Source organism: Nocardia higoensis, assembly GCF_015477835.1.
Taxonomy (GTDB): domain Bacteria; phylum Actinomycetota; class Actinomycetes; order Mycobacteriales; family Mycobacteriaceae; genus Nocardia; species Nocardia higoensis_A.
Genome location: NZ_JADLQN010000001.1, coordinates 1,115,367 through 1,138,021, shown reverse-complemented (window position 1 = coordinate 1,138,021; position 22,655 = coordinate 1,115,367). Strand labels below are relative to the sequence as shown.

Below are 22,655 nucleotides of genomic sequence, written 5' to 3'. Positions count from 1 at the left end.
CTGTCGCCGGCCCCCTTCGCGGCCGAGCGGGGAGGCCACCGTGACCTGTGTATCCCGCTGTGAGGCATGACCTTCGTGCTCGATCAGAGGTCACCGAAACGACGTGACGAATTCACTACCGAACGTAGTAGACAAGGCGATCATCCATTAGCCTCTGGTCCCATGGATGTCGTCTACAACTTGATCGTCGTCACCCACTTCCTCGGCCTCGCGGCGCTGATCGGCGGCTACGCCGCCGGGCAGCCCAGGGTGAACGAGGTGATGGTGTGGGGTGCGCGCCTGCAGATCCTCACCGGCGTGATCCTCGTCGGCCTGGCCGAGTCGATCGACTCGCTCGGCAAGGACCCCGACATGGCCAAGATCGGCACCAAGTTGGTCATCGCCGTGGCGGTCGCCGCCTTCGCCGAGATCGGCCACGCGGACGCCAAGAAGGGCAAGGACGTCGCGTGGATGACGCACGCCGCGGGTGGCCTCGGCATCGTCAATGTCGTGATCGCAGTGCTCTGGAACTGATCGTCTCGAGCGATCACGCGCCGCCGCGGGCGTTGTAGACGGTGAGTCCGCGCTCGACGGCGATGCGCCCGTACTCGGCGAACATCGACACGGCCTGCTCGCGTTGCACGCCGATGACGACCTCGATGCCGCGGCGGCGCAATTGCTCGGCCCAGTCCTGGCGCATCGGGCCTTCGTCGAAGCCGGTGAGTTGTTCCACTTCGGGCCCCTCGCCGGCGATGACGAGGCGTTTCACACCCGACCACAGGACGGCTCCGTAGCACTGGGCGCACGGTCGCCAGTTCACGACGAGTTCGCGCTCGGGGGCGCTCGCGGCCCCGAGGTCCCAATCGCCGACGCGGGTCTGGGCGAGGGAGAGCGCTGTGACTTCGGCGTGCGCGACGGAAAGCCCACTGGACAGAACGAGATTCACGCCCGCCGCTACGATCTCGCCGGTGGGGGAGTCGATGACGAGCGCGGCGAACGGTCCGCCGGCCCCCTCGAGGGGGTTGCGTGCGGCCAATCGCAGCGCCAATTCCATCCGTTCCGCGTCGGTGCGCAGCGGGGTGGGGGAGTGGGCCAGTTCGTCGAACACCCAGTCGGGCAGGGTGGCTCCGAATGAGCGCGGCAGGTGCCCGTGGTTCACGGCGCGGTCCCTTCTCGTCGGCGCGAGTTCGTCGACCCGCCCTCGGCACGGTAGGCGAGGGCGGTTGCGGAGTGGTTACCGCAGTGGGTCACCGCAATATCCGATTATCCGTGTCGATATGGAGATATTGCCATCTATTGATGATTACCGCGGCACGTGACCGCAGGCCACACCTGAACATCACCTTCACCGAAGCAACGAGGGAAGGGGGGCTGGTCTGCCGTCAGTCGGCGAGTCGCTCTCGGAGGGCGAGCGCGTCACGGGGTGCCATCACTTTGGCGTCGTTGTCGAAATAGGCGTACACGTCGCCCTTCTCGGCCCACCGGCGGATCTTGCCGGCCCACATGTCCAGACCTTCGTCGGTGTATCCGCTGACGTAGAGCTCCTCGTGACCGTGTAGCCGCACGTAGACGAAATCGGCCGTGACTTCCTCGATGAGGGGGAACGTGCCCGCTGTGTCGGCCACCACGACAGCGATGCCGTACCGGCGCAGCAGATCGCAGAACTCCGTGGTCAGGAAACTGGGATGCCTGATCTCCAGCGCGTGCCGCATCGGACGATCGGCGCCGACGGTCGTGTGCGGGTCGGTGACGCGGTGGTCGTGGTGGCAGGCGATCTCGGCGGCGTGGGCGGTGCTGCGCGGCAGAGCCTGGAAGAACCCGGCGAGTGCCTCGGGGTCGTAGCGGAAGGTCGGCGGCAGCTGCCACAGGATCGGGCCGAGCTTTTCCTCGAGGGCGAGGACGCCGGAGGCGAGGAAGTTGGCGAGTGCGCTCTCGCCGCCGCGCAGACGTTTCATGTGGGTGATGAAACGGCTTCCCTTGACGGCGAAACGGAAATCCGATGGGGTCTGCGCGGCCCAGCGCTGATAGCTCGACGGTCGCTGTAGTGCATAGAACGATCCGTTGATCTCGACGCTGTCGAAGCGCTGGGCCAGGTAGGCCAATTCGTTCTTGTGCGGCAGGCCCTCGGGATAGAACACGCCGCGCCACGGCGGGTACACCCAGCCCGAGGTTCCGATGCGGATCCGACCCATGCCTCCATGGTGCCTCCGCAGGCCATCGGGGCGTCGCGGGAAACGCTGTCGCCCTTTGTGCCGGGCCGGTGCGGAGGGGATTCGCCGTGGTCGTAGACTCTCCTCGCTCCTGCCGCCCGGCCCGTGAGCGGCCTTCATGTGATCGAGATGTTTTCGAGGGTTCGCCGAGGTCGCTCTCGGGTACGAAGAGACGGTTGCTGTTCTAATTCAAACAAGTTCGTGGAGGATCAGAAATGCCGAAGGTCGATGCCGTGCGGCTGTCGAGTGAGCTGGGCATCGGTTTGCCGCAGGCCATGTTGCGGCTGCGGCGCGAGGCTCATCCCGGTGAAACCGAGCACGACACGTGCCTGCGTCTCATCGCCGAGGAGTTCCGCCGCCGCAAGCACGGAGCCTGACACGACCGGGTGGGCGGCGATCCTCGTCAGCGCCGTCCGCCCGATCGATCGTCTCCAGAATCGTCGCCCGCTGGGGCAGCCGCAATCGCCCGGGAGCGGGCTCGCCGACCCAGCGCCATCCGAATCCGCTGTCGGTGACCGGCAGGATCACCCGTCGTCCGCGTGCCCGCACGGTGACCCCGCTTTCGGCCAGCTGTCGCCGTCGTGCCGCGGTGATCGGGCCGATCGGCCGGACGAGGAAGGTCCACACCGTGTCACGCGGATTGCGGATCACGGGGGCGGATATCTGTTCGCCCGCCGCTGCGTTCGTCAGTTCGTCGAGCACCGGGCCGGCCATGTGCGCGGGGATGTCGATCGCCCCGATGCGCGCCCCGCAGACCAGCGTCGGCCGGTAGCTGTCGAGGGCGACCGGCAGACCGTAGCGGCGTCGGAGCACGTGCGCGATATCGTATGGGGTGCAGCAGGATTCGTACATCCGCCGAGATCATCAGAAGCCGGTTGCCGACCGATTGCATTACTGTTGCCTGTGCATTGCGCACACCGGTCCCTGTGTTCGCGGCGTCGAGTACCGCGGGTGCCGCCGGGGCGCGGCGCCGAGATGGGGCATGCTGGCAGGGACGGCCGGGACGTCTCCCGGACAGACATGGTGGAACGGAAGGGACCCGAGGTGGCCGAGACACGGGAGAAGTCGATCGAACCGCTGATTGTCGCCGCGGTGGACGGTTCGGAGAGTTCACGTCAGGCAGCTGTGTGGGCCGCGGCCGAGGCAGCGCTGCATGGCAGCACCCTGCATCTGATCACCTCGGTGGCGGTGAGCACCGGCTACGGCACCGGCCTCACGCTGCCGGTGACGGAGCTGGAGTTGCTGCAGGCCGAAGGAGAGCGCTTGGTCGCGGAGGTGCGCGAGCAGCTCGCGGCGTCCGCGCCCGCCGACCTGAAGATGACCACCGAGGTGACGTTCGATTTCGTCATCCCGTCGCTGCTGGCCTACTCGGAGCGGGTCAGGATGATCGTGGTCGGCTCACGCGGGCTCGGGGCGTTCCGGCGCGGGCTGCTCGGTTCGGTGAGCACCGCGGTGACCCGGCACGCGCAGTGCCCGGTCACCGTCGTGCACGAGACGGCGGCGGGCGCCGACCAGTGGGCGGGCAAGCCGATCCTGGTGGGCGTCGACGGCACCGAGAACAGCGTGGACGCGGTCGAATATGCCTTCGAGGAGGCGAGTAGGCGCGGCGTCGGACTGATCGCGCTGCATTCCTGGAGCGACACCAACAGCCTGGAACTGGGCATCGTCGACTGGGAAGCCATCGCCGCCGACGAGGAGGCACTGCTGGCGGAGCGGCTGGCGGGATACGGCGAACGCTACCCGGAGGTGGCGGTCCGCCGGATCGTGGTGGCGAACCGCCCGGTGCGCGCCATGCTGGACGCCTCCGCGGACGCCCAGCAGGTGGTGGTGGGCAGTCACGGTCGTGGTGGCTTCACCGGCATGCTGCTCGGCTCGACGAGCAACGCGTTGATTCACACCGTGGAGTGCCCGATCACGGTGGTACGCAAGCGCTGAGCTGCTCTCGTGCGAATGGACGCCGGATCGGTCACGGCCCGATCCGGCGTTCGGCGTTCGGCGTCGAGGGTTACCCGCCGCGGCCGTCCGGCGCGTCCGCGCCGGTGCGCGGCGGCGGTTCGGCCGCCAGCCGTTCGGTCTCGTCGTCGGTGAGCAGCCGGGAGCGCAGGAGGAAGCGCACGCCTTCGGGCGCCTCCACGGAGAATCCGCTGCCGCGGCCGGGCACCACGTCGACGGTGAGGTGGGTGTGTTTCCAGTACTCGTACTGGTCGGCGCTCATCCAGAACGGGATGTCGCCGCCCACTTCACCGAGCAGCACGTCTGAGGCGCCGACGCGGAATTCTCCGCGCGGGTAGCACATCGGCGCGCTGCCGTCGCAGCATCCGCCGGACTGGTGGAACATGAGCGGGCCGTACTGCGCGGTCAGCCGCGTCAGCAGTGCGGTCGCGGCCTCGGTCAGCGCGACCCGCTCGATGCTTTCGGGCATCAGAAGAATCCGAGTTTGTCCGGCGAGTAGCTCACCAGCAGATTCTTGGTCTGCTGGTAGTGGTCGAGCATCATCTTGTGGTTCTCGCGGCCGATGCCGGACTTCTTGTAGCCGCCGAAGGCCGCGTGCGCGGGGTAGGCGTGGTAGCAGTTGGTCCACACCCGGCCCGCCTTGATGGCGCGTCCGAGCCGGTAGGCGGTGTTCATGTCGCGTGTCCACACGCCTGCGCCCAGGCCGTAGAGGGTGTCGTTGGCGATCGCGATGGCCTCATCGACGGTGTCGAAGGTGGTGACCGAGACGACCGGGCCGAAGATCTCCTCCTGGAAGATCCGCATGTCGTTGCGGCCCTTGAAGATCGTCGGCTCGACGTAGTAGCCGCCCTCGAGGTCGTCGACCTTGCGCGGCCCGCCGCCGGTGAGGATCTCCGCGCCTTCCTGACGCCCGATGTCGATGTAGGACAGGATCTTCTCGTACTGGTCGTTGCTGGCCTGCGCGCCGATCATGGTGGCGTCGTCGAGCGGGTTGCCGCTGACGATGGCCTTGGTGCGCTCGACGCAGCGGGCCATGAACTCGTCGTAGATGGACGAGTGGATCAGCGCGCGGGAGGGGCAGGTGCAGACCTCGCCCTGGTTGAGCGCGAACATGACGAAACCTTCGACGGCCTTGTCGAGGTAGGCGTCGTCGGCGGCGGTCACATCGGGCAGGAAGATGTTGGGGCTCTTGCCGCCGAGCTCGAGGGTGACCGGGATGATGTTCTCGCTGGCGTACTGCATGATCAGCCGGCCTGTGGTGGTCTCACCGGTGAACGCGACCTTCGCCACGCGCGGGCTCGAAGCCAGCGGTTTTCCGGTCTCGATGCCGAAACCGTTGACCACATTGAGCACGCCGGGCGGCAGCAGGTCGGCGATCAGCTCGACGACCTTCAGGATGGAGGCCGGGGTCTGCTCGGCGGGCTTGAGCACCACCGCGTTGCCCGCGGCCAGCGCCGGGGCCAGCTTCCAGGTGGCCATCAGGATCGGGAAGTTCCACGGGATGATCTGGCCGACCACGCCGAGCGGCTCGTGGAAGTGGTAGGCGATGGTGTCCTTGTCGACCTCGCTGATGCCGCCTTCCTGGGCGCGCACCGCGCCGGCGAAGTAGCGGAAGTGGTCGACGGCCAGCGGCAGATCGGCGGCCAGGGTCTCGCGGACCGGCTTGCCGTTCTCCCAGGTCTCGGCCACGGCGAGGGATTCGAGGTTGGCCTCGATGCGGTCGGCGATCTTGTTGAGGATGTTGGCGCGCTCACCGGCCGAGGTGGCTCCCCAGGCGTCGGCGGCGCCGTGCGCGGCGTCGAGGGCGAGTTCGACGTCGGCGGCCGAGGAACGGGCGACCTCGGTGAACACCTGACCGTCGACCGGCGAGGGGTTCTCGAAGTAGCGGCCCTCCACCGGCGGCTTCCAGTCGCCGCCGATGAAGTTGTCGTAGCGGGCGGCGTAGTCGGCGACGCTGCCCTCGGTTCCCGGCTTGGCATAGATCATGGCGGGTCACTCCTCGCTGAGTCCGGATGCATGCACGGTGCTCGACCGTGATGCGGCTCACTATGCCGCGCGAGGGTTGGCGAAACGTTGAACCGAGGGCGGGCGCGTCGTCAGGCCCGGCTGGGAGCGGGTTCGCCCGCGGTCACCGGGATCTGGGCCACGCTCTTCGGGCGGCCGGGGATGCCGAGCGCGACCAGGGCGGCGGCCACGGCCAGACCGCAACCGAGCAGCAGGCCGGTGCGGAAGCCCGCTTCGGTGGGGATCGTGTGCCCGCCGAACCGGGTGGTCATCCCGGCGAGCACCACGCCGATCACCGCGGCCGAGGTGGTGGTGCCGATCGAGCGCATGAGGGTGTTGAAGCTGTTGGCCGAGGCGGTCTCCGACAGCGGCACCGAGGACATGATCAGCGCGGGCATCGCGCCGTAGGCCAGGCCGACGCCCGCGCTGGACACACACGTCACCACCAGCAGGCCGGGCGCCGAGCCCATCAGCACCATCGAGATGCCGTAGCCGAGCGCGATCACCAGGCTGCCCGCGACGAGGGTGATCTTCGGGCCATAGCGCGCCGAGACCCGGGCGCCGACCGGCGAGACCGCCATCATGACCAGGCCGCCGGGGAACATCCACAGGCCCATCGCCAGCATGGACTGCCCCAGTCCGTAGCCGGTGGCGGTGGGCAGTTGCAGCAGCTGCGGCAGGATCAGCGACTGCGCGTACATGCCGAAGCCGATCACCACCGAGGCGGCATTGGTCAGCAGCACCGGGCGCCGCGCGGCGACCCGCAGGTCGATCAGCGGGTCGTCCAGGCGCAGTTCCCACCACAGCCAGACGGTCAGCGACGCAGCGGCGGCCGCGAACAGGCTCAGCGTGAGCGTGCTCGTCCAGCCCCAGTCGCCGCCCTTGGACACCGCGAGCAGCAGGCACACCAGCGTGATGCCGATACCCAGTGCGCCGAGCGGGTCGAAACCGCCGGTGCCCGTCGGCTCCGCGTGCGGAACCAGGAACCACACCGCCGCGGCGACGAGCGCGACCAGCACCGCGACCCCGAGGAACATGATCCGCCAGCTGGTGTACTGCACGACCGCGGCCGAGATCGGCAGGCCGAGCGCGCCGCCGATCCCCAGCGAGGCGCTCATCACCGCGATGGAGCTGCCCAGGCGTTCGGCGGGCAGCACGTCGCGCATGACGCTGATGCCCAGCGGGATGATGCCCGCGCCGATGCCCTGCAGACCGCGGCCGACGATCATCGGCGCGACCGACGAGGAGGCCGCGCACACCAGCGGGCCGATGAACAGCGGGATCGCGCAGATCAGCAGCATGCGCTTCTTGCCGTGCAGATCGCCGAGCCTACCGGTGATCGGCGTGGCCACCGCGCCGACCAGCAAGGTCACCGTGATCACCCAGGAGGCGTTGGACGCGGAGGTGTCGAGGATGCGCGGGAGTTCACCGATGAGCGGCACGACCAGGGTCTGCATCAGTGCGGCGACGATGCCGCCCGCGGCGAGCGCGGCGACGACGAATTCGCTACGCCTGGGATTTGCTGGGGGCACCGGGATCTCCTCATGACGAACAGAATCGTGTGTGCGGACACGACCGATGCAGGATACACATGGTTTGCATAATGCAAAATTGCTGGTGAACGACGTAACTGTCGGCAGCGGGCGCATTCGCGTTGCCGGGACGGGTATGTTCGTGGCTCGCGCAAGGCCCCGGCTGTCTTGTCGATCCGCTCGGCGGGATGCGCCACCGCGATATCGACCGAGGGTGAGATATTCGGCACCGCGCCGGGCCGCGGAGAGACAAAGCGCGCCGCGGGGCGGCGTGGTGCGCGACGATACATCCGGACACGACAGGGCAGGGGAGATGCGGTGAGAGGCGGCCCGGGCGAGGACCATGCGGCGCCGGACGACGCCGGGAGCGAGTGCGCGAGCGCTGAGGCCGGGGTCGGGGCGGCAGGTCCCGACGCTGCGTCGAAGGGCGCGCCCACCGATGCGGTGGAGTTCGAGACGATGCTGCTCGGTCGCCACAGTCTGGCGGGCATCTCGCGCCGGGGCGGCCCGCTCGATCGCAGCGCCTACATCGTGTTGCACCGGGTGCGGATGCAGGGGCCGATGTCGGTCGGCGAGCTCAGCGACGCGTTCGGCCTGGACACCTCCACTCTGCACCGGCAGACCACCGCCATGATGGGTGCGGGTCTGATCGAGCGCATTCCCGACCCCGCCGGTGGGCTGGCCCGCAAGTTCCGCATCACCGAGGAGGGCGCGGCCCGGCTCGAGCAGGTGCGCGAGCGCAACATCCGTGCACTGGGGCGCGCTCTCGAGGACTGGTCCGCGGAGGACGTCGCGGCCTTCGCCGAATACCTGCGCCGATTCAACACCGGCCTCGAGCGCCTGGACCGGCGCCCGTGGCCGCGTCCGGACGGCCGTACCGAGCCGCCGTCGGACCACCGCGCCGACTCGCGGTAGGCGACCTCGCGCCGATCGGCATCGGCGAGCGCGGCGGCGCGGGCTCATCGTCCGTGGCGGCTGCCGGGTGAGTCGCCGACGGTCGATCCGAGCTCGTGCGGACGGGCGGCGTGGTCGGCGCGCGCTATCCTGGCTCGGCGCCGGGATCGCGGTGCCGGTCGCCGGGCGCGTATCCGCAGGCAGGCCGAATTGCTAGGGGTGTCCATGAACGAGCCCGTCCTCGTCGAACGTCACGGCGCGATCGTGGTGTGGACGTTGAACAATCCGTCCGCGCGCAATCCGATCTCCGAGCCGGAGACGATCGAGGCGCTGGAGGCGGCGGTCGCCGCGGCCGAGGCCGACCCGCAGGTGCGGGTCGCGATCCTCACCGGTGCGGGCTCGGCGTTCTCCTCCGGCGGCAACATCAAGCACATGCGTGATCGCGCGGGCATGTTCGGCGGCGGTCCCGCCGATCTGCGTCCCGGCTATCGACACGGTATCCAGCGCATTCCGAAGGCGTTGTACGACTGCGAGATTCCGACCATCGCCGCGGTCAACGGCCCGGCCATCGGTGCGGGTTGCGATCTCGCGCTGATGTGCGACATGCGCCTGGCCGCCGACAAGGCCGTCTTCGCGGAGAGTTTCGTCAAGGTCGGGCTGATTCCCGGTGACGGCGGTGCCTGGTTGCTGCCGCGGGCGATCGGCATGGCCAGGGCCAGCGAGATGGCTTTCACCGGCGATGCCATCGACGCGGCCACCGCGCTCGAATGGGGTCTGGTCTCGCGGGTGGTGCCGGGGGAGGAGTTGCTCGACACGGCTCTCGCGCTGGCCGCCCGGGTCGCGGTGAACCCGCCGCACGTGTTGCGGATGACCAAGCGGCTGATCCGCGAGGGCCAGCATCAGCGGCTCGAGTCGCTGCTGGAGCTGTCCGCGGCCATGCAGGCGATCGCGCACACCACCGAGGATCATCACGAGGCGGTCGTCGCGATACTCGACAAGCGCCCGCCTCGATTCACCGGCCGCTGACCGGCCGCCTCCTTCCGGCTCTGTACGCCTGGTCTCCGCCCCGCCGCTCGGTGAGCGGCGGGGCGGTCGTGTGATGTCCGTTATGAACTATTTGATTAGCGAAAGCAATTAAAATATAGTTGCTTACTGCAACCAATCAATCCGTGGAGGTCTCCGATGTCGGTGTCGACCGAAACAGCCCAGAATCTGATCAGGGAGTTCTATCTGATCGGCCGGGCTGTGCGGGGTGCACTGACCCATCCCGACGAGAGCATGCTGCTGCCGGGTGCGATCGGGGTGCTCGGCACCCTCGACGCCCGCGAATCCTGTCGGCAGGGCGATCTGGCGGTCGATCTGTGCATCAGCGCCTCCGCGCTGAGCAGGCACGTCACCGAACTCGTCGGGGCGGGCTATGTCGCGCGTTCGCCCGATCCCAGCGACGGACGCGCCACCCTGATCCGGGTCACCGGCTCCGGACGCGCGCTGCTCGAGCGCATCAGGGCGTCCCGGGCGCAGGGGCTGCAGTCGATTCTCGCCGAGTGGGACGAGGCCGACGCCGAACAGGCGTGCTCGGCGATGCAGAAGCTCAGAACCTCGCTGACCGAGTACGCGCAGTCCGAGCACGCAGCACAGACAGAACACGCACACCGCACCCTCGTGGGCGAGGGAACGCCGGCGACGAAAGAAAGTCAGGAAGTGGATGTCTAGTTCAGTGGAGACGGTGAGACGATCCGATCCCGCCGCGATGACCCATCGCGAAGTGCTCGAGGCGATGACGGGTCTGCTGGCCGCGCTGTTCACCGCGCTGCTGAGCACCACCATCGTCGCGAACGCGCTGCCGACCATCATCGGCGATCTCCAGGGTTCGCAGACCGCCTACGCCTGGGTGATCACCACGGCGCTGCTGGCGAACGCGGCCTCCACCCCGATCTGGGGCAAGCTCGCCGACCTGTTCAACAAGAAACTGCTCGTCCAGTCCTCGATCGTCATCTTCGTGGCGGGTTCGGTGCTGGCGGGCTGCGCGCACAACGTCGAACTGCTGCTGGTGGCCCGGGTGTTCCAGGGCATCGGCATGGGTGGCCTGACCGCGCTGGTGGTCGCCATCATCGGCTCGATCGTCGCCCCGCGTGAACGCGGCCGCTACTCCGGCTACATGGGCGCGGTCATGGCCGTGTCGATGTCCGGCGGTCCGATCCTGGGCGGCGTGATCGTCGACAGCCCGCTGGGCTGGCGCTGGACCTTCTTCGTCTGTGTGCCGCTGGCCGTGATCGCGCTGTTGCTGCTGCAGCGCACGCTGCGGCTGCCCACCGAGCGCAAGCAGGACGTCTCCATCGACTGGCTGGGCGCGACGCTGCTCACCGCCGGTGTGTCGGTGCTGCTGATCTGGGTGTCGTTCGCCGGCAAGGCGGGCTACTACGGCTGGGCGTCGAAGGAGACCGCGCTCTATGTCGGCGCGGGCGTGCTGCTGCTGGCCGCCACCGTGTGGGTGGAATCGCGGGCGCAGTCCCCGATCATCCCGCTGAAGATCGTGACCGAGCGGACCACCGGTCTGGCCATCATCGCCTCGATCGCCGTCGGTGTCGGCATGTTCGGCGCGACCACCTTCCTGGGGCAGTACTACCAGACCGCGCGGGCCTATTCGCCGACTGTCGCGGGCGTCCTGACCATCCCGATGGTGGGCGGCATGCTGGTCGCCTCGGTGGTGTCCGGTCAGCTCATCACTCGCTTCGGCAAGTGGAAGGGCTTCGTGATCGCGGGCGCGGCGCTCATGGTCGTGGGCTTCTCGCTGCTGGCGACCATCGACCACGCCACCAACCTGTGGCTGGTCGGTATCTACATCACCGTGGTCGGCATGGGCACCGGCATGATGATGCAGAACTTGGTGCTGGCCGTGCAGAACACCGTCAGCGTGCAGAACATCGGCGCGGCATCGAGCAGTGTCGCCTTCTTCCGTACTTTCGGCGGCGCTATCGGCGTGTCGGTGCTGGGGTCGGTGCTGGCGACCCGCGTCGCGGACCTCTCGGCCGATGGCCTGGCGAAGCTGGGGGTGCCCGCGGGCTCCTCCGGCGGCGGCAACCTCGATCTGAAGGCGCTGCCCGAACCGGTGCTCGCGGTCATCCGCGCCGCCTACGGTGACGCCACCGGACGGCTGTTCCTGTTCGCCGCGGTCGCCACCTTCATCGCCCTGCTCGCGACGCTGGTGCTGCCGAACCGGCCGCTGCGCACCACGATCGACATCGATCCCGCCGACGATCCGATGCGTGCGCCGGATCGCGCGCGGGCCGGTGGCGGGGTGAGCGCCGCCGACGTGGAGTCGGCCGAGGCGCCCACCACCCCGGCCGAGCTGGTCGAGGAGGCGTCGGTCCAGGTGTCGAACAGCCGATGACCGACAGGCGATCGGCAACGATGACACAGTGACGAACCCCTGCCCGGCAGGCCGGTCCGGACCGGCCTGCCGGTCGGCTCAGCGGGCGGCGCTCAGTACCTCTCGCAGGGTCCGGGCGAACTCGTCGGGCTGCCCAGGGTAGCCGAACTCGCCATCGGTGAAACCGCCGTGGTGGCTGGGAAATACGGTGGCCTGCTGTCCGAGCAGCGCGGCGGCGGCGTGCGAGGTTCGAGCGGTCAGGGTGTTCCCGGTTTCCTCGCCGACCGCGATCACCACCCGGGTCGGCGCCGCGGCCAGCGCCGCGACGTCGGGGTGGTAGTCGCTCACGGCACGGGAGCGGTCGGACAACAGTGGGTCCTCCCGGGAGCCGTCGTCCTCCGTCGGCATCCCGAACATGGCCGGATCCGCCGCGGGCTGGGCGAAATAGTCCTCGGTGAACTCACCCTGCCACGACGTCATCACGAGGAACGCGGCCATTCCGGCACCGAATCCCTTGGCCTGGTAGGCCTCGCGCACTTCGGCGAAGGCGCGCTCGGCGGCCGCGGCGTCGGGCAGCAGCGGGAGCAGCGGCGGCTCATGCGCTACCAGCGTCGTCACGTCACCGGGGTGGGCGGCCACCAGGGCCAGCGCGGTGACCGCGCCACCGCTGCTGGCGAACATCTCGACAGGACCCGCACCGAGGGCCGCGATGACCTCGTGCACATCCTCGGCCTGCGTCGAGGGCGTATGGTCGATCCGGTTGTCCTTGCGTTTGCTGCGACCGAGCCCACGCGGGTCGTAGGTGACGACGGTGCGATCGGGAAATCGGTCGGCCAGGGCACGGAAGCCCGCGGCGTCCATGGGCTGGCCGATCATCATCAGCGGCGGGAGCCCGTCCGCGGTCGGCAGTGGGCCTCGCACGTCGTAGACGAGGTCGGCCGCCGCGGTTTCGAGAACATGTGTGGTCTGCATGTCACTGTGGACGGTGCGGACGGCGAGAATTCATCGGTTCACGGAGAGATCGACCGGACTGCTCGTCGCGGCCGGTTATCCCGTGTTCAGGATGCGAAGGCCGCGCTGATCTGTTGCGCCGCGGCGATTGTGGCGGCCACGTACTCGTCGCGCTCCGCGCGCGTCGCCGCCGAGCGCAACGGCCCCGACTGCACCTCATGCGTCGCCACCCCCTGGTCGAACACCGGCGCCGCCAGGTAGCTGACCGGCAGCGGATCCGGGGAGTCCAGGTCGGCGGCGGTATAGGGCCGCGCGGTGAGCTCGCTCAGACGGCGCAGGGTCCGGGTGCGCAGGTGCGGTTCGAGCATCTCCGGTCCCAGCGCGGTGAGCAGATCGGCGAGCAACTCGACGGTGTTCGCGTCTTCGGGGCGCGGCCCGAACACCGCGACCCCGCGCTCGCGGACCAGCGCGGGCAGGGCGGCGGCGTTCGTTCGCTCGGCGTCCGGTGCGCCGGCCAGCCAACGCCGCAGTTCGGCTCCCGGGCGCCACGGCAGCACCGCCGCGCCCGCCGGATAGTGGACCGGTATGCGATGGCCCAAGGGGACTCCCGCGATGGCTCGGTCCGGTCCGTGGCGCACCGCCAGCACGGTGAGGCCGCTGCTGTCCACCCGGCTCAGGGTGGCGCCCGCGCCGGTGCGGGCCACCAGGGTGGCGAGCGCGTCGGCGATCGCGGCATCCGGGGGACCATCCGGTGGGGGGCCGCCGAACAGTGCGGCGGGGGCGGGACCGAGCCGGTAGCGGCGTCCGGCGTCGCGCTGCGCCCAGCCCGCCTCGTCCAGCTCGGCCAGGATCGCGGTGACCGTGGCGCGGGCCAGCCCGAGCCGATCGGCCACCGCGGCGACCGGCAACGCCTCGCGGGCGTCCGCGAGCAAGGTGAGCACATCCAGCACCCGCCGGGTGGGCGGTGAGGGCGAGCGATCCACGGTTGACCTCCGGAGGTGAATTGCCCGCGATCCCTTGTGTTCCGCGCGCATCGGTTCGTACTATGACGAATATTAGTCAAGTCTGTGACGAATATTCGACGCAGGTTCGCTGACCCTGAGGAGGGGCATGATTCTCGATCGGTTCCGGCTGGACGGCAAGGTCGCCGTCGTCACCGGCGCGGGCCGCGGGCTGGGGGCCGCCATCGCCCTCGCTTTCGCGGAGGCGGGCGCGGACGTGCTGATCTCGGCACGCACGCAGGATCAGTTGCGCGGAGTCGCCGAGCAGGTCACCGCGTGCGGCAGGCAGGCCCACGTGGTCGCGGCGGACCTGAGCGATCTGGACGCCGTGGCCGGACTCGCCGACGCCGCCGTCGCCCGGTTCGGCCGGCTCGACATCGTGGTCAACAATGTCGGCGGCGCCCCGCCCACCCCGCTGCTCGACCTCACCCCGAAAGCGCTGACGGCGGCGTTCGACTTCAATGTCGGCACCGCGCACGCCCTCACCCGCGCCGCCGTGCCGCACATCCTGGCGAGCGCGGGCGGCGGGTCCATCATCAACATCACCTCCGCCATGGGCAGGCTGCCCGGCCGCGCCTTCGCCGCCTACGGCACGGCCAAGGCCGCGCTCGCGCACTACACCCGGCTGGCCGCACTGGACCTGAACCCGCGGATCCGGGTCAACGCCATCGCGCCCGGCGCCATCCACACCTCGGCGCTCGACATCGTCGCGGGCGATCCCGGTATGCGCGCTGAGATCGAGAAACACACCCCGCTGCACAGCCTCGGCGCTCCCGAGGACATCGCCGCGGCCGCGCTCTACCTGGCTTCGCCCGCGGGCGCCTACCTCACCGGCAAGGTGCTCGAGGCCGACGGCGGGCTGATCGCGCCCAATTTCGAACTCCCGATCCCGGATCTGACATGACATTTCGCGTAACGCTCTTCGGTACCGGCAATGTGGGACGGCATGCCCTGGCCGGCATTCTCGCCCACCCCGACCTGGAGCTCGCCGGTGTGCGGGTGAGCTCCGACGCCAAGGCCGGGATGGACGCGGCCACCCTGGCCGGCTTACCCGATCCCGTCGGCGTCGCGGCGACGACCGACACCGCCGCGCTGCTCGCGGCGAAGCCGGACTGCGTCGTCTACTGCGTCATGACCGACAACCGCCTGTTCGACGCGGTGCAGGAACTCGCGACGATTCTGCGTGCCGGGATCGATGTGGTGGCCTGTGCGCCGGTCTTCTTCCAATACCCCTACGGCGTGCTGCCGGACGAGCTGCTGCGCCCGGTCGAGGAGGCCGCGGCCGCGGGCGGATCGACGTTGTGGGTCAACGGCATCGATCCCGGCTTCGCCAACGACCTGCTGCCCCTGGCGCTCACCGGCACCTGCCTGTCCGTGGAGCAGGTGCGCTGCCTGGAGATCGTCGACTACGCCAGCTATGACAACCGCGCGGTCATGGTGGACATCATGGGCTTCGGTCGTCCGCTGGACGAGACGCCCATGCTGTTGCAGCCCGGCGTGCTCTCGCTGGCCTGGGGTAGCGTGGTGCGCCAGCTGGCCGCCGGGATCGGGGTGGAACTGGACGCGGTCACCGAGATCTACGAGCGCGCGCCCGCGCCGGAGTCGTTCGACATCGCGACCGGGCACATCGAAGCGGGCAGCGCCGCGGCGCTGCGCTTCGAGGTGCGCGGCATGGTGGGGGATCGGGTGGTGACGGTGCTCGAGCACGTCACCCGGCTGCGGCCGGATCTGTGTCCGCAGTGGCCGCAGCCCACCCATCCGCAGGGCTGTTACCAGGTCCGGATCACCGGGGAGCCGTCGTACGCGCTGGATCTGGTGGCTTCCAGCCGCAACGGCGACCACAACTACGCCACCCTGGTCGGTACGGCCATGCGGATCGTGAACGCGGTGCCCGCGGTGGTCGCCGCGGCACCGGGCATCCTGACCGCGGCGCAGCTTCCGCTGATCTCCGCGCCCGCGGCGCACTGATCCCGGTCGGGGTGTCGATGCCTGTTCGGTGTCACCGGTCGGCAGGGATGTCGATCAGGGCAGCGCGTGGTCTGATCAATCTCCCACCACACGATAGGCGTGTTCGCGGCCGAGCCGAGTCCACAGGATGTCGGAGCGCACGTCGGTTCCCTCGGACACCAGTACGCGTTTGAGGATCTTGTTGGTGGCGGTGGTCGGGAGTTCGGTGGCGATCCGCACGAACCGCGGCCATGCCTTCGGTGACAGATCCTCCTGGCGGGTGAGGAATTCGCCGAATTCGCCTGGGTCGAGCCGTGATCCGGATCGCGGCACGATCGCCGCCATGATCTGGTCGCCGACCAGATCGTCGGGGACCGGGTAGATCGCCACGCGGCTGATGTCGGGGTGGCGCTGCAGTATCCGCTCGATCGGTGCCGAGGTCAGGTTCTCGCCGTCGACGCGCATCCAGTCCGCGGTGCGGCCGGCGAGGTAGATCCAGCCGTCGGAGTCCTTGTAGCCGAGATCTCCGGACCAGTAGATCCCGGCGCGCATCCGTTCCGCGGATGCTTCCTCGTTGTTGTAGTAGCCGGAGAAGAATCCGGCGCCCGCGGTATTGACGAGTTCGCCGATGGCGGCGTCGGGGTTGGTCAGCACTCCGTGGTCGTCGAAGACCGCCGGCGGACACTCGGCGATCGGATCGCTGTGGTAGATCGCGACGCCGGGCAGACCGCGTCCGACCGATCCGGGCGGAGTGCCCTCCTCGCGGATGATGATCACCGCGTTCTCGGTGGAGCCGAAGGCGTCGACCACCCGAACACCGAACCGTTGGGAGAACCGCTCGATGTCCTGGTCCGACGCCTCGTTACCGAAAGCCACACGCAGGGTGTTCTCGGAGTCGTCGGGTCGGGCCGGGGTGGCGAGTACGTAGGCGAGAGGTTTGCCGACGTAGTTCATGTAGGTCGCTCGGTAGGAGCGGATCTCGTCGAGGAATCCGGAGGCGGAGAACTTGCTCGGCGCCATGGTCGCGCCCGCCGTGACGGCGGGGGCGAAACCCGCGACGATGCCGTTGGAGTGGAACATCGGCATGGCGAGATAGCAGACGTCGCCACTGTCCAGCCCGAATCTGTCCACGAGGTTGCGGCCCGCGAAAACCACCATGTGGTGGGAGACGAGAACAGCCTTGGGATCGCCGCTGGTGCCCGAGGTGAAGATCATCATGAACGGGTCGGCCGGCTGGGCTCGGTGGATCGGTGTCAGTGCCCCGGCGCCGTCGCATCGGTGCTGCCATCGGCTGTCGTCGACGTCGATCACACGGACGGTCGCCAGGTCCAGGTGATCGAGCAGGTGCCGGTGTTCGGCGTCGGTCAACAGAATCTGTACGTCCGCGGTGGTGATGTCGGCCAGCAGGCCGCCGCCGCGCCGCGTGTCGTTGATCCCGCACAGCACGTATCCGCCCAGCGCGGCTGCCGCGATGGCGGTGAGCATGGCGGGCGTATTGCCCAGCAGGGCGCCCACGTGCAGGGGGCGGCGGGTGTCGAGGTGTTCGATGATCGTCGCTGCCTGCCGGGACGCGCGTTCGATGTATTCCTTCCAGGTCCATCGCAGCTGTCGGCCGTCGCCGGTGTCGTGGACGACGGCGAGGTTGTCGCGTTCTGTGTGTTGCGCCAGCAGTTGTTGCATGGTCAGGGACATGGAAGACCTCCGATCCGAGCTCGGCGAAGCAAGTGCTCGCTTGGTTCGAAAGTAGAACATGTTTCAATCAGTGATACAAGCATTGATTGACGAGTGGGCCGCGGTCGGAGTGTGCCGCTCGCCGGTCGCTGACCGCTTGAACGCGGCCTGACATCGGGAAAGGGGTCAGAACAGCAGATACAGACCTGTGAAGGTGAATCCGACCATCGTCAGCATCAATGCGAGCTGACCGGTCAACCGATGCCGGGTGGGTAACAACTCCAGGCATCGGTCGTGTGCGGCGGCGACACCGAGGATGTGCCCGGTCAGCACCGCCGCCACCTTGATCGACCCGAGTGCCGCCGGGTGAGTCGACAGCACGTACTGCACATCGAGGCTGCTCAGGCCCGGCAGCGACCAGCCGAGACCGAACGGGTCGGCCAGCAGGAGCAATGTCGCCTGTCCCTTCTCCACCAGAAAGCTCAGGTAGTGCGCGACCACGTAACCGGCGATGACCGGGATCAGACTGTGCGCCAATCGAATCGGTAGCAGCCTGCGCTCGCTGCGGGACACGCCACCGGTGGCGCGGGCGGCGAGGGTGAACACCCCCGCCACGATGCCGATGACCGCCAGCAGGCCCGCCGTGTGGATCAGCGTCCGGACCGGAACCGACGTGCCGCCGAGATCGAGCACCAGATCACGCCAACCCGCCGAGGCCGAAAGGCTGTCGAACGCGGTCGATCCGAGCAGCGTCGCCGTCACCGCGACCATGCCCGCCACCACCGGGGCGCCCGCCAGGTTGTTCAGCGGAGCCCGCAGGACCAGGGTCCCGGACCCGCGCCGCGCGAGCGGACTCAGCCGTGCCATCAGACTGCTGTAGACCTCCAGCGGATCGCCGCGCTCGGCCCACACCGTCCCGAACACCACCAACCCCGCCAGGTCCACCACGACATAGCCGAACAGCCACAGCGTCACCGCGATCACCGAACCCGGTTCCGGAGAGGCCGATTCCAGCCACACGAAACTCAGCAATCCCAGCGCGGCGGGCCGCGTCCCCCAGGAGGCCGGATACGGCAGCAGCCCATCGGCGGGATCGCGCCCGGCGACCCGGCAACCCAGCCGATGGACCGCCCGCACCGGCGAGACGATCTTCCACACCGGGCCCACGATCAGCGATGCGACCATCACCCCGACCCACAGGTAGATGTACACCATGCCGGGCAGGGCATTGCGAGCCGGTTCCCGATCCCCGAACAGCCCGATCGCCAGTGCCGATGCCATCACCGACACGCCGAGCGCCGCGAGGATCGTGCGCACGGCGGGGGAGTCGCAGAACGCGCGAACCGGCGACGGAAGGGCGATCCCGGGCGAGTCCGGGTCCAGGCGCGGTTCTCGCCAGGCGAAGGCGAGGATGGCGAAGGAGAACGTGAGTGCCCAGGCTGCGCCGACGACGGCATAGGCGAACGGGATGGGCAGATCGGCGGCTCCGCCGATGCCGTGGGCGAGCAGGGTCAAGGGCGCACGTAGATGGTCGTGACCGTCACCTTCGCCCGGTGCAGTTCGACATCGACACGTCCGGGGACGTCGACGGCGAAGGTGAAGCGCTGGTCCGCGCCCGCCCGCACCGTGAACGTGTGTTCCGGTGTGGCGTGGATGTGCAGTTCGTCGTCGGTGTCGCTGTCGATCACGAGGGTCACCGGTTCGCCGACGTGCGCCTCGGCCCGCGCGTTGACCGGGGTGACCGAACCGCCCGCGATCCGGATATCGACGGTGACCGCGTTCCCGCCGTGATCGGTGGCCGTGGCGTCGACGAGGGCAGCGCCCTCGCCCCGGGAGCTGTCGGAGCCGCAGCCGGTGAGCGCACATACCGCGGTGACGAGTACGGCGAGGGCGAGCGCCGCCGGTGCGGATCGAGCCGGTACGCAACGGCCGGACCTGCGGGTCATCGGTTCTCCTCTCGTCCGCGCGGAGCATCACCGCGCGCGGCATCGGCATCGCCCTCGATGTCGGTGTCCCCGCCGATGCCGGTCGTGGCCGGACTCCCGGTATTCGGTGCGCGGGCGTCGTCGGCGGTGTCGGTGATATCGGCGGTGTCGCTGTTCTCCCTCGCCTCGGCGCGGCGGTCACGCACCGCGATGACCACGATCACCGCGACCAGCGCCACCGCGGGCAGGAACGCGGGGATCGCCAGCAGTACCGAGTGGTCGGCGAGCAGTTCGACCCCGGGGCGGTCGGCGGTCACCGCTCGCCCGTCTCGCCGCCGGTCTCGCGATGTCCGGGGCCGGGGTGCTCGACCGCCGGCCGCTCGGCCTCGTCGCCTCCCCCGGAGCCGGCGGAGACCGGGCCCGCCGACGCTGGTGGCGAAGGGGTCGACGCCGCTGCCGGGGTGGACACGGGCGTCGCGATACCGCCCGGCGCACGTCCCTCAGGCGCCGAAACGGCGAGGTAGCGATCGTTGATGCGCGCCGCGCCCCACGACAGTCCCCAGACCATCGCCACGCTGCACGCCAACACCACCAGCGAGGCCACGCCGAACAACCAGGCCGGGTGGTCGAAAGAGCGTTCGCGTTGCAGCACGGTGATCTCGGGAACGAACGAACGCCGGAATTCGGCGAGCGCGGGCGTCTCCTCGGCGCCGATACCGGGATCGGCGGCCATGTAGATCGGCAGCGCGGTATAGGTGCGGCCGTCGTGCACGCGCAGGATGGTCTTCCAGGAGCCGTCCGCGGGGACCGGGCGGGTGGACAGGTAGTGGCCCTCGCCGACACGGGTGAGCTGGTCGACGACGAGTCCGCTGCCCGCGTCGTCGGCGTCGACACCACCCTGCCAGGCCAGGATCTGCACCCACTCGGGGTCGTCGCCGACCAGGTCGGCCGGTTGCAGACGGATGTCGGCGACGACCATGCGACCGCCGTCCGCCGGTGCCGTATCGCGCAAAGCGACCGTCGCCGAAGCATTCTCGGGCACGGTGACGATCAGCCCGTTGGCGGTGGCGGCGCCGAGGACCAGGACCGCGGCCACCATGACCGCTCGTCGTACGGCGGGGCGTGGCAGCCGCTCGCCGCGCAGCACCGTGCCGAGCATCCCGCCGACGACACCGCCGAGAATTCCGGTCGGCACGGCCATGGCGAGTAGTTGCGGCCACATCGACATCGGCCACGGGTTGAGATAGACCGCCGCGACCCACCGCGATTCGATCCACACACCCACCGTGGCGATCCCCAGGCCGGCCAGCGCGCCCCACCACATCCGGTGGCGGTGCAGCGGCAGCAGCGCGAGGAGCTCGACTACGACCGCGGCCCCGAGATACAGGGGGAAGACGTTGCGCGGGGCATCGATGACCGGTCCGGCGACGAGGTAGGCCACCAGTCCGCGCACGACCACCGCGAACGCGACCACGGCGAGGGTGCTCCCGCGTCCGAGGACGATCCGCGCCGCGACCAGGGTGACGGTAGCGGCGGCGGTGATGAGCAACGGTTGCAGCACCAGAGGGAACTGCTGGACGCCGAAGTCGTATTCGACCTGGAAGACCGACAGACCGATGAGCAGACCGCCGAAGGCGAAGACGCGCTGGACGCGCACGTGCGTCGGGTCGGGCTCGTCGGGACGGGGCTTGTTGCGGCTGCCCTCGTACTCCAGCAGCAGCACCGCGACCAGCGACAGTCCCGCACCGCCGATCAGCATCAGATGAGTGGGTCCCCACAGCGTGACGTCCTGGCCGAAGAGCCGGTGCCACAGGTCGTCGAGCGGGAACCCGATCAGCGCGTACAGGCCGGTCGCCGCGAGCAGGATGCCGCCGACAGGGGCGTACCAGGTGCGGGTGATCCGCACGGCCGCCGGCCCGGGCTTCTCGTCCAACGGCAGCACGATGGCGGTCATGCCCGCGGTGAACAAGAAGAACAGGCCCACGAGGATGAAGTAGTGCGCGGGGTTCGCCAGCGGCCCCTCGTCGCGGCCGTTGCCGATGTGCAGGCTGACGTCCCAGATGAAGCCGATGAGTGCGGTGACGATGGTCAGCAGGAACAGCACCAACGGCAGGCCTACCCAGCCGGGCCGGTTCATGCCCTCGCCCACCCGGTCGGCCACCGATCCCAGCCAGGTGATGCGCCGGGTGCGGTGCAGGTAACCGATCCACAGCAGCAGCGCGCTGATCACGCCCGCGGCCGCGGTCATGGCGAAGACCTGGTCCAGTGCGGCGCCGCCGCCTTCCTGGGCGAGAAGTTGTTCGACCGCCTCGTCGGTGGTGCTGGGCACGCGACCTCCCATTCGGAAACCGGTATCTGTAACTCAGGGTAGTGCGTACGCTGCGGAGGCGGGCGAGCTTTCCGCGATGCGCGGCTCGTCCGCCGGTACCGACCCGGCGGGCCCCGGAATCCGACACCACCCCCGGCGCAGTGCATGAGGAATTGCCCGGTAGACACGCCTTCAACACATTCTCGCGCCGCCGACCGGCACCGCGCGCTCTCCGCGCCGACCGGCTCAGCGGCTGCCGGGATGCGGGAACAGCAGCGGCGCCAGGAAACGGCGGGCGAACTGCTTCGCCGCCGCGGCGTCGTCCAGCGGCAGCACCCCGCGCGGGTTCGAGATGAACGACATGGTCAGCCTCACGAACAGTTCGGCGACCACCTCGGTATCGAAGTAACCCAGTTCACCGCGCCGCTGCCAATGCGTGAGGAACCGTGCCACCAGCGTGCGCCCCTGGGCGATGAACTCGTCACCGGTGAGGAAGCTGGTCAGCTCGCCCGCGGCCGAGGACACCCGCAAGCTGCGGGTCAACAGGCGCGGGGAACGGGCCTCGCCGACGAAAGCGGCGAACATCTCCGCCAGCGCGCTCACCGGCCCCGCCGACCGGTGTACCGCCTCGGCCATGATCACCCCCACACGCTGCGACTCGGCCATCAACGCGAAACGCACCAGCGCCGACTTGGTGCCGAACCGCCGGTACACCGTCGCGACCCCGACACCGGCGAGTTCGGCGATGCCGACCATGGTGGTCTCCTCGAACCCCACCTCGGCGAAACAATCGCGCGCCGCGTCGACGATGCGCCGCGAACGCGGATCGAGGGTGGCCAGATCCGCCCAGGTCTCGCCCGCCGCGGCAAGGAATTCCCCTGCGGTGCCGTCGATTTCGGGTCGCGGTTGC

Annotated in this window: 23 protein-coding genes; 9 read left to right on the top strand and 14 right to left on the bottom strand. The window is 69.2% G+C overall.

The window, feature by feature from the left end; genetic code table 11:
* Positions 1 to 162 precede the first annotated feature (162 nt).
* Positions 163 to 513, top strand: coding sequence for a hypothetical protein (locus IU449_RS05185; RefSeq protein WP_195000783.1), 351 nt, complete (start codon positions 163 to 165; stop codon positions 511 to 513).
* Between the two features lie 13 nt (positions 514 to 526).
* Here the strand turns inward: IU449_RS05185 and IU449_RS05180 are convergent, their stop codons facing one another.
* Both IU449_RS05180 and IU449_RS05175 read right to left on the bottom strand, forming a co-directional pair.
* The gene (locus tag IU449_RS05180) at positions 527 to 1,138 is read right to left on the bottom strand and encodes a nucleoside deaminase (RefSeq protein ID WP_195000782.1); all 612 of its coding nucleotides are present in this window, start codon (positions 1,136 to 1,138) and stop codon (positions 527 to 529) included.
* A gap of 223 nt (positions 1,139 to 1,361) precedes the next feature.
* Positions 1,362 to 2,171 carry a DUF72 domain-containing protein gene (locus IU449_RS05175; protein WP_195000781.1) on the bottom strand — a complete coding sequence of 270 codons (810 nt, stop codon included), beginning with the start codon at positions 2,169 to 2,171 and terminating at the stop codon, positions 1,362 to 1,364.
* Positions 2,172 to 2,404: 233 nt separating this feature from the next.
* Between IU449_RS05175 and IU449_RS05170 the strand changes: the two genes are divergently transcribed.
* Positions 2,405 to 2,566 (top strand): hypothetical protein, encoded by a 162-nt coding sequence (locus IU449_RS05170; protein WP_157101242.1) that lies wholly within the window; start codon positions 2,405 to 2,407, stop codon positions 2,564 to 2,566.
* On the opposite strand, the gene IU449_RS05165 is transcribed toward IU449_RS05170, so the two are convergent.
* Entirely contained in the window at positions 2,526 to 3,002 is a 477-nt protein-coding gene (locus tag IU449_RS05165; protein WP_195000780.1) for a hypothetical protein, read from the bottom strand. The two genes, IU449_RS05170 and IU449_RS05165, sit on opposite strands and share 41 nt — an antisense overlap.
* 231 nt (positions 3,003 to 3,233) lie before the next feature.
* Between IU449_RS05165 and IU449_RS05160 the strand changes: the two genes are divergently transcribed.
* Positions 3,234 to 4,124: a universal stress protein gene (locus tag IU449_RS05160; protein WP_195000779.1), complete on the top strand. Its 891-nt coding sequence runs from the start codon at positions 3,234 to 3,236 to the stop codon at positions 4,122 to 4,124.
* Between the two features lie 70 nt (positions 4,125 to 4,194).
* Here the strand turns inward: IU449_RS05160 and IU449_RS05155 are convergent, their stop codons facing one another.
* From IU449_RS05155 to IU449_RS05145, 3 genes are all read right to left on the bottom strand, one after another.
* On the bottom strand, positions 4,195 to 4,611 hold the full coding sequence (locus IU449_RS05155) for a DUF779 domain-containing protein (protein ID WP_195000778.1): 417 nt from the start codon (positions 4,609 to 4,611) through the stop codon (positions 4,195 to 4,197).
* Positions 4,611 to 6,128, bottom strand: coding sequence for an aldehyde dehydrogenase (gene adh / locus IU449_RS05150; protein WP_195000777.1), 1,518 nt, complete (start codon positions 6,126 to 6,128; stop codon positions 4,611 to 4,613). The genes IU449_RS05155 and adh overlap by 1 nt, the downstream gene beginning before the upstream one ends.
* Positions 6,129 to 6,238: 110 nt before the next feature.
* A complete protein-coding gene (locus tag IU449_RS05145) occupies positions 6,239 to 7,603 on the bottom strand; it encodes an MFS transporter (protein ID WP_228804149.1) in 1,365 nt (454 codons plus the stop codon).
* Between the two features lie 534 nt (positions 7,604 to 8,137).
* Here IU449_RS05145 and IU449_RS05140 point away from each other — a divergent pair.
* The 4 genes from IU449_RS05140 (at position 8,138) to IU449_RS05125 (ending at position 11,963) form a co-directional block, all read left to right on the top strand.
* Positions 8,138 to 8,593 (top strand): MarR family winged helix-turn-helix transcriptional regulator, encoded by a 456-nt coding sequence (locus IU449_RS05140; RefSeq protein WP_195002328.1) that lies wholly within the window; start codon positions 8,138 to 8,140, stop codon positions 8,591 to 8,593.
* 204 nt (positions 8,594 to 8,797) lie between these two features.
* Positions 8,798 to 9,598 carry a crotonase/enoyl-CoA hydratase family protein gene (locus tag IU449_RS05135; RefSeq protein WP_195000775.1) on the top strand — a complete coding sequence of 267 codons (801 nt, stop codon included), beginning with the start codon at positions 8,798 to 8,800 and terminating at the stop codon, positions 9,596 to 9,598.
* 156 nt (positions 9,599 to 9,754) lie between these two features.
* Positions 9,755 to 10,285 (top strand): MarR family winged helix-turn-helix transcriptional regulator, encoded by a 531-nt coding sequence (locus IU449_RS05130; RefSeq protein ID WP_195000774.1) that lies wholly within the window; start codon positions 9,755 to 9,757, stop codon positions 10,283 to 10,285.
* Positions 10,286 to 10,322: 37 nt separating this feature from the next.
* Positions 10,323 to 11,963 carry an MFS transporter gene (locus tag IU449_RS05125; RefSeq protein ID WP_195002327.1) on the top strand — a complete coding sequence of 547 codons (1,641 nt, stop codon included), beginning with the start codon at positions 10,323 to 10,325 and terminating at the stop codon, positions 11,961 to 11,963.
* A gap of 78 nt (positions 11,964 to 12,041) precedes the next feature.
* Here the strand turns inward: IU449_RS05125 and IU449_RS05120 are convergent, their stop codons facing one another.
* Both IU449_RS05120 and IU449_RS05115 read right to left on the bottom strand, forming a co-directional pair.
* Complete coding sequence (locus IU449_RS05120) at positions 12,042 to 12,914, bottom strand: alpha/beta fold hydrolase (RefSeq protein WP_195000773.1); 873 nt, start codon at positions 12,912 to 12,914, stop codon at positions 12,042 to 12,044.
* An 86-nt stretch (positions 12,915 to 13,000) separates the two neighbouring features.
* Positions 13,001 to 13,876, bottom strand: a complete 876-nt coding sequence (locus IU449_RS05115; RefSeq protein ID WP_324188098.1) for a helix-turn-helix domain-containing protein — start codon at positions 13,874 to 13,876, stop codon at positions 13,001 to 13,003.
* 127 nt (positions 13,877 to 14,003) lie between these two features.
* On the opposite strand from IU449_RS05115, the gene IU449_RS05110 reads away from it, so the two are divergent.
* Entirely contained in the window at positions 14,004 to 14,798 is a 795-nt protein-coding gene (locus IU449_RS05110; protein WP_195000771.1) for an SDR family oxidoreductase, read from the top strand.
* Positions 14,795 to 15,862 carry a diacylglycerol kinase gene (locus tag IU449_RS05105; protein ID WP_195000770.1) on the top strand — a complete coding sequence of 356 codons (1,068 nt, stop codon included), beginning with the start codon at positions 14,795 to 14,797 and terminating at the stop codon, positions 15,860 to 15,862. Before IU449_RS05110 ends, IU449_RS05105 begins: the two co-directional genes overlap by 4 nt.
* A 75-nt stretch (positions 15,863 to 15,937) precedes the next feature.
* Here the strand turns inward: IU449_RS05105 and fadD1 are convergent, their stop codons facing one another.
* From fadD1 to IU449_RS05075, 6 genes are all read right to left on the bottom strand, one after another.
* Complete coding sequence (gene fadD1, locus IU449_RS05100; protein WP_195000769.1) at positions 15,938 to 17,533, bottom strand: fatty-acid--CoA ligase FadD1; 1,596 nt, start codon at positions 17,531 to 17,533, stop codon at positions 15,938 to 15,940.
* 165 nt (positions 17,534 to 17,698) lie between these two features.
* Positions 17,699 to 19,027 (bottom strand): hypothetical protein, encoded by a 1,329-nt coding sequence (locus IU449_RS05095; protein ID WP_195000768.1) that lies wholly within the window; start codon positions 19,025 to 19,027, stop codon positions 17,699 to 17,701.
* Entirely contained in the window at positions 19,024 to 19,458 is a 435-nt protein-coding gene (locus IU449_RS05090; protein WP_195000767.1) for a hypothetical protein, read from the bottom strand. The genes IU449_RS05095 and IU449_RS05090 overlap by 4 nt, the downstream gene beginning before the upstream one ends.
* Positions 19,455 to 19,754, bottom strand: a complete 300-nt coding sequence (locus IU449_RS05085) for a hypothetical protein (RefSeq protein WP_195002578.1) — start codon at positions 19,752 to 19,754, stop codon at positions 19,455 to 19,457. Before IU449_RS05085 ends, IU449_RS05090 begins: the two co-directional genes overlap by 4 nt.
* Positions 19,751 to 21,778, bottom strand: a complete 2,028-nt coding sequence (locus IU449_RS05080; RefSeq protein ID WP_416382100.1) for a hypothetical protein — start codon at positions 21,776 to 21,778, stop codon at positions 19,751 to 19,753. Before IU449_RS05080 ends, IU449_RS05085 begins: the two co-directional genes overlap by 4 nt.
* 213 nt (positions 21,779 to 21,991) lie before the next feature.
* Entirely contained in the window at positions 21,992 to 22,585 is a 594-nt protein-coding gene (locus IU449_RS05075; protein WP_228804146.1) for a TetR/AcrR family transcriptional regulator, read from the bottom strand.
* Between the last annotated feature and the right edge of the window lie 70 nt (positions 22,586 to 22,655).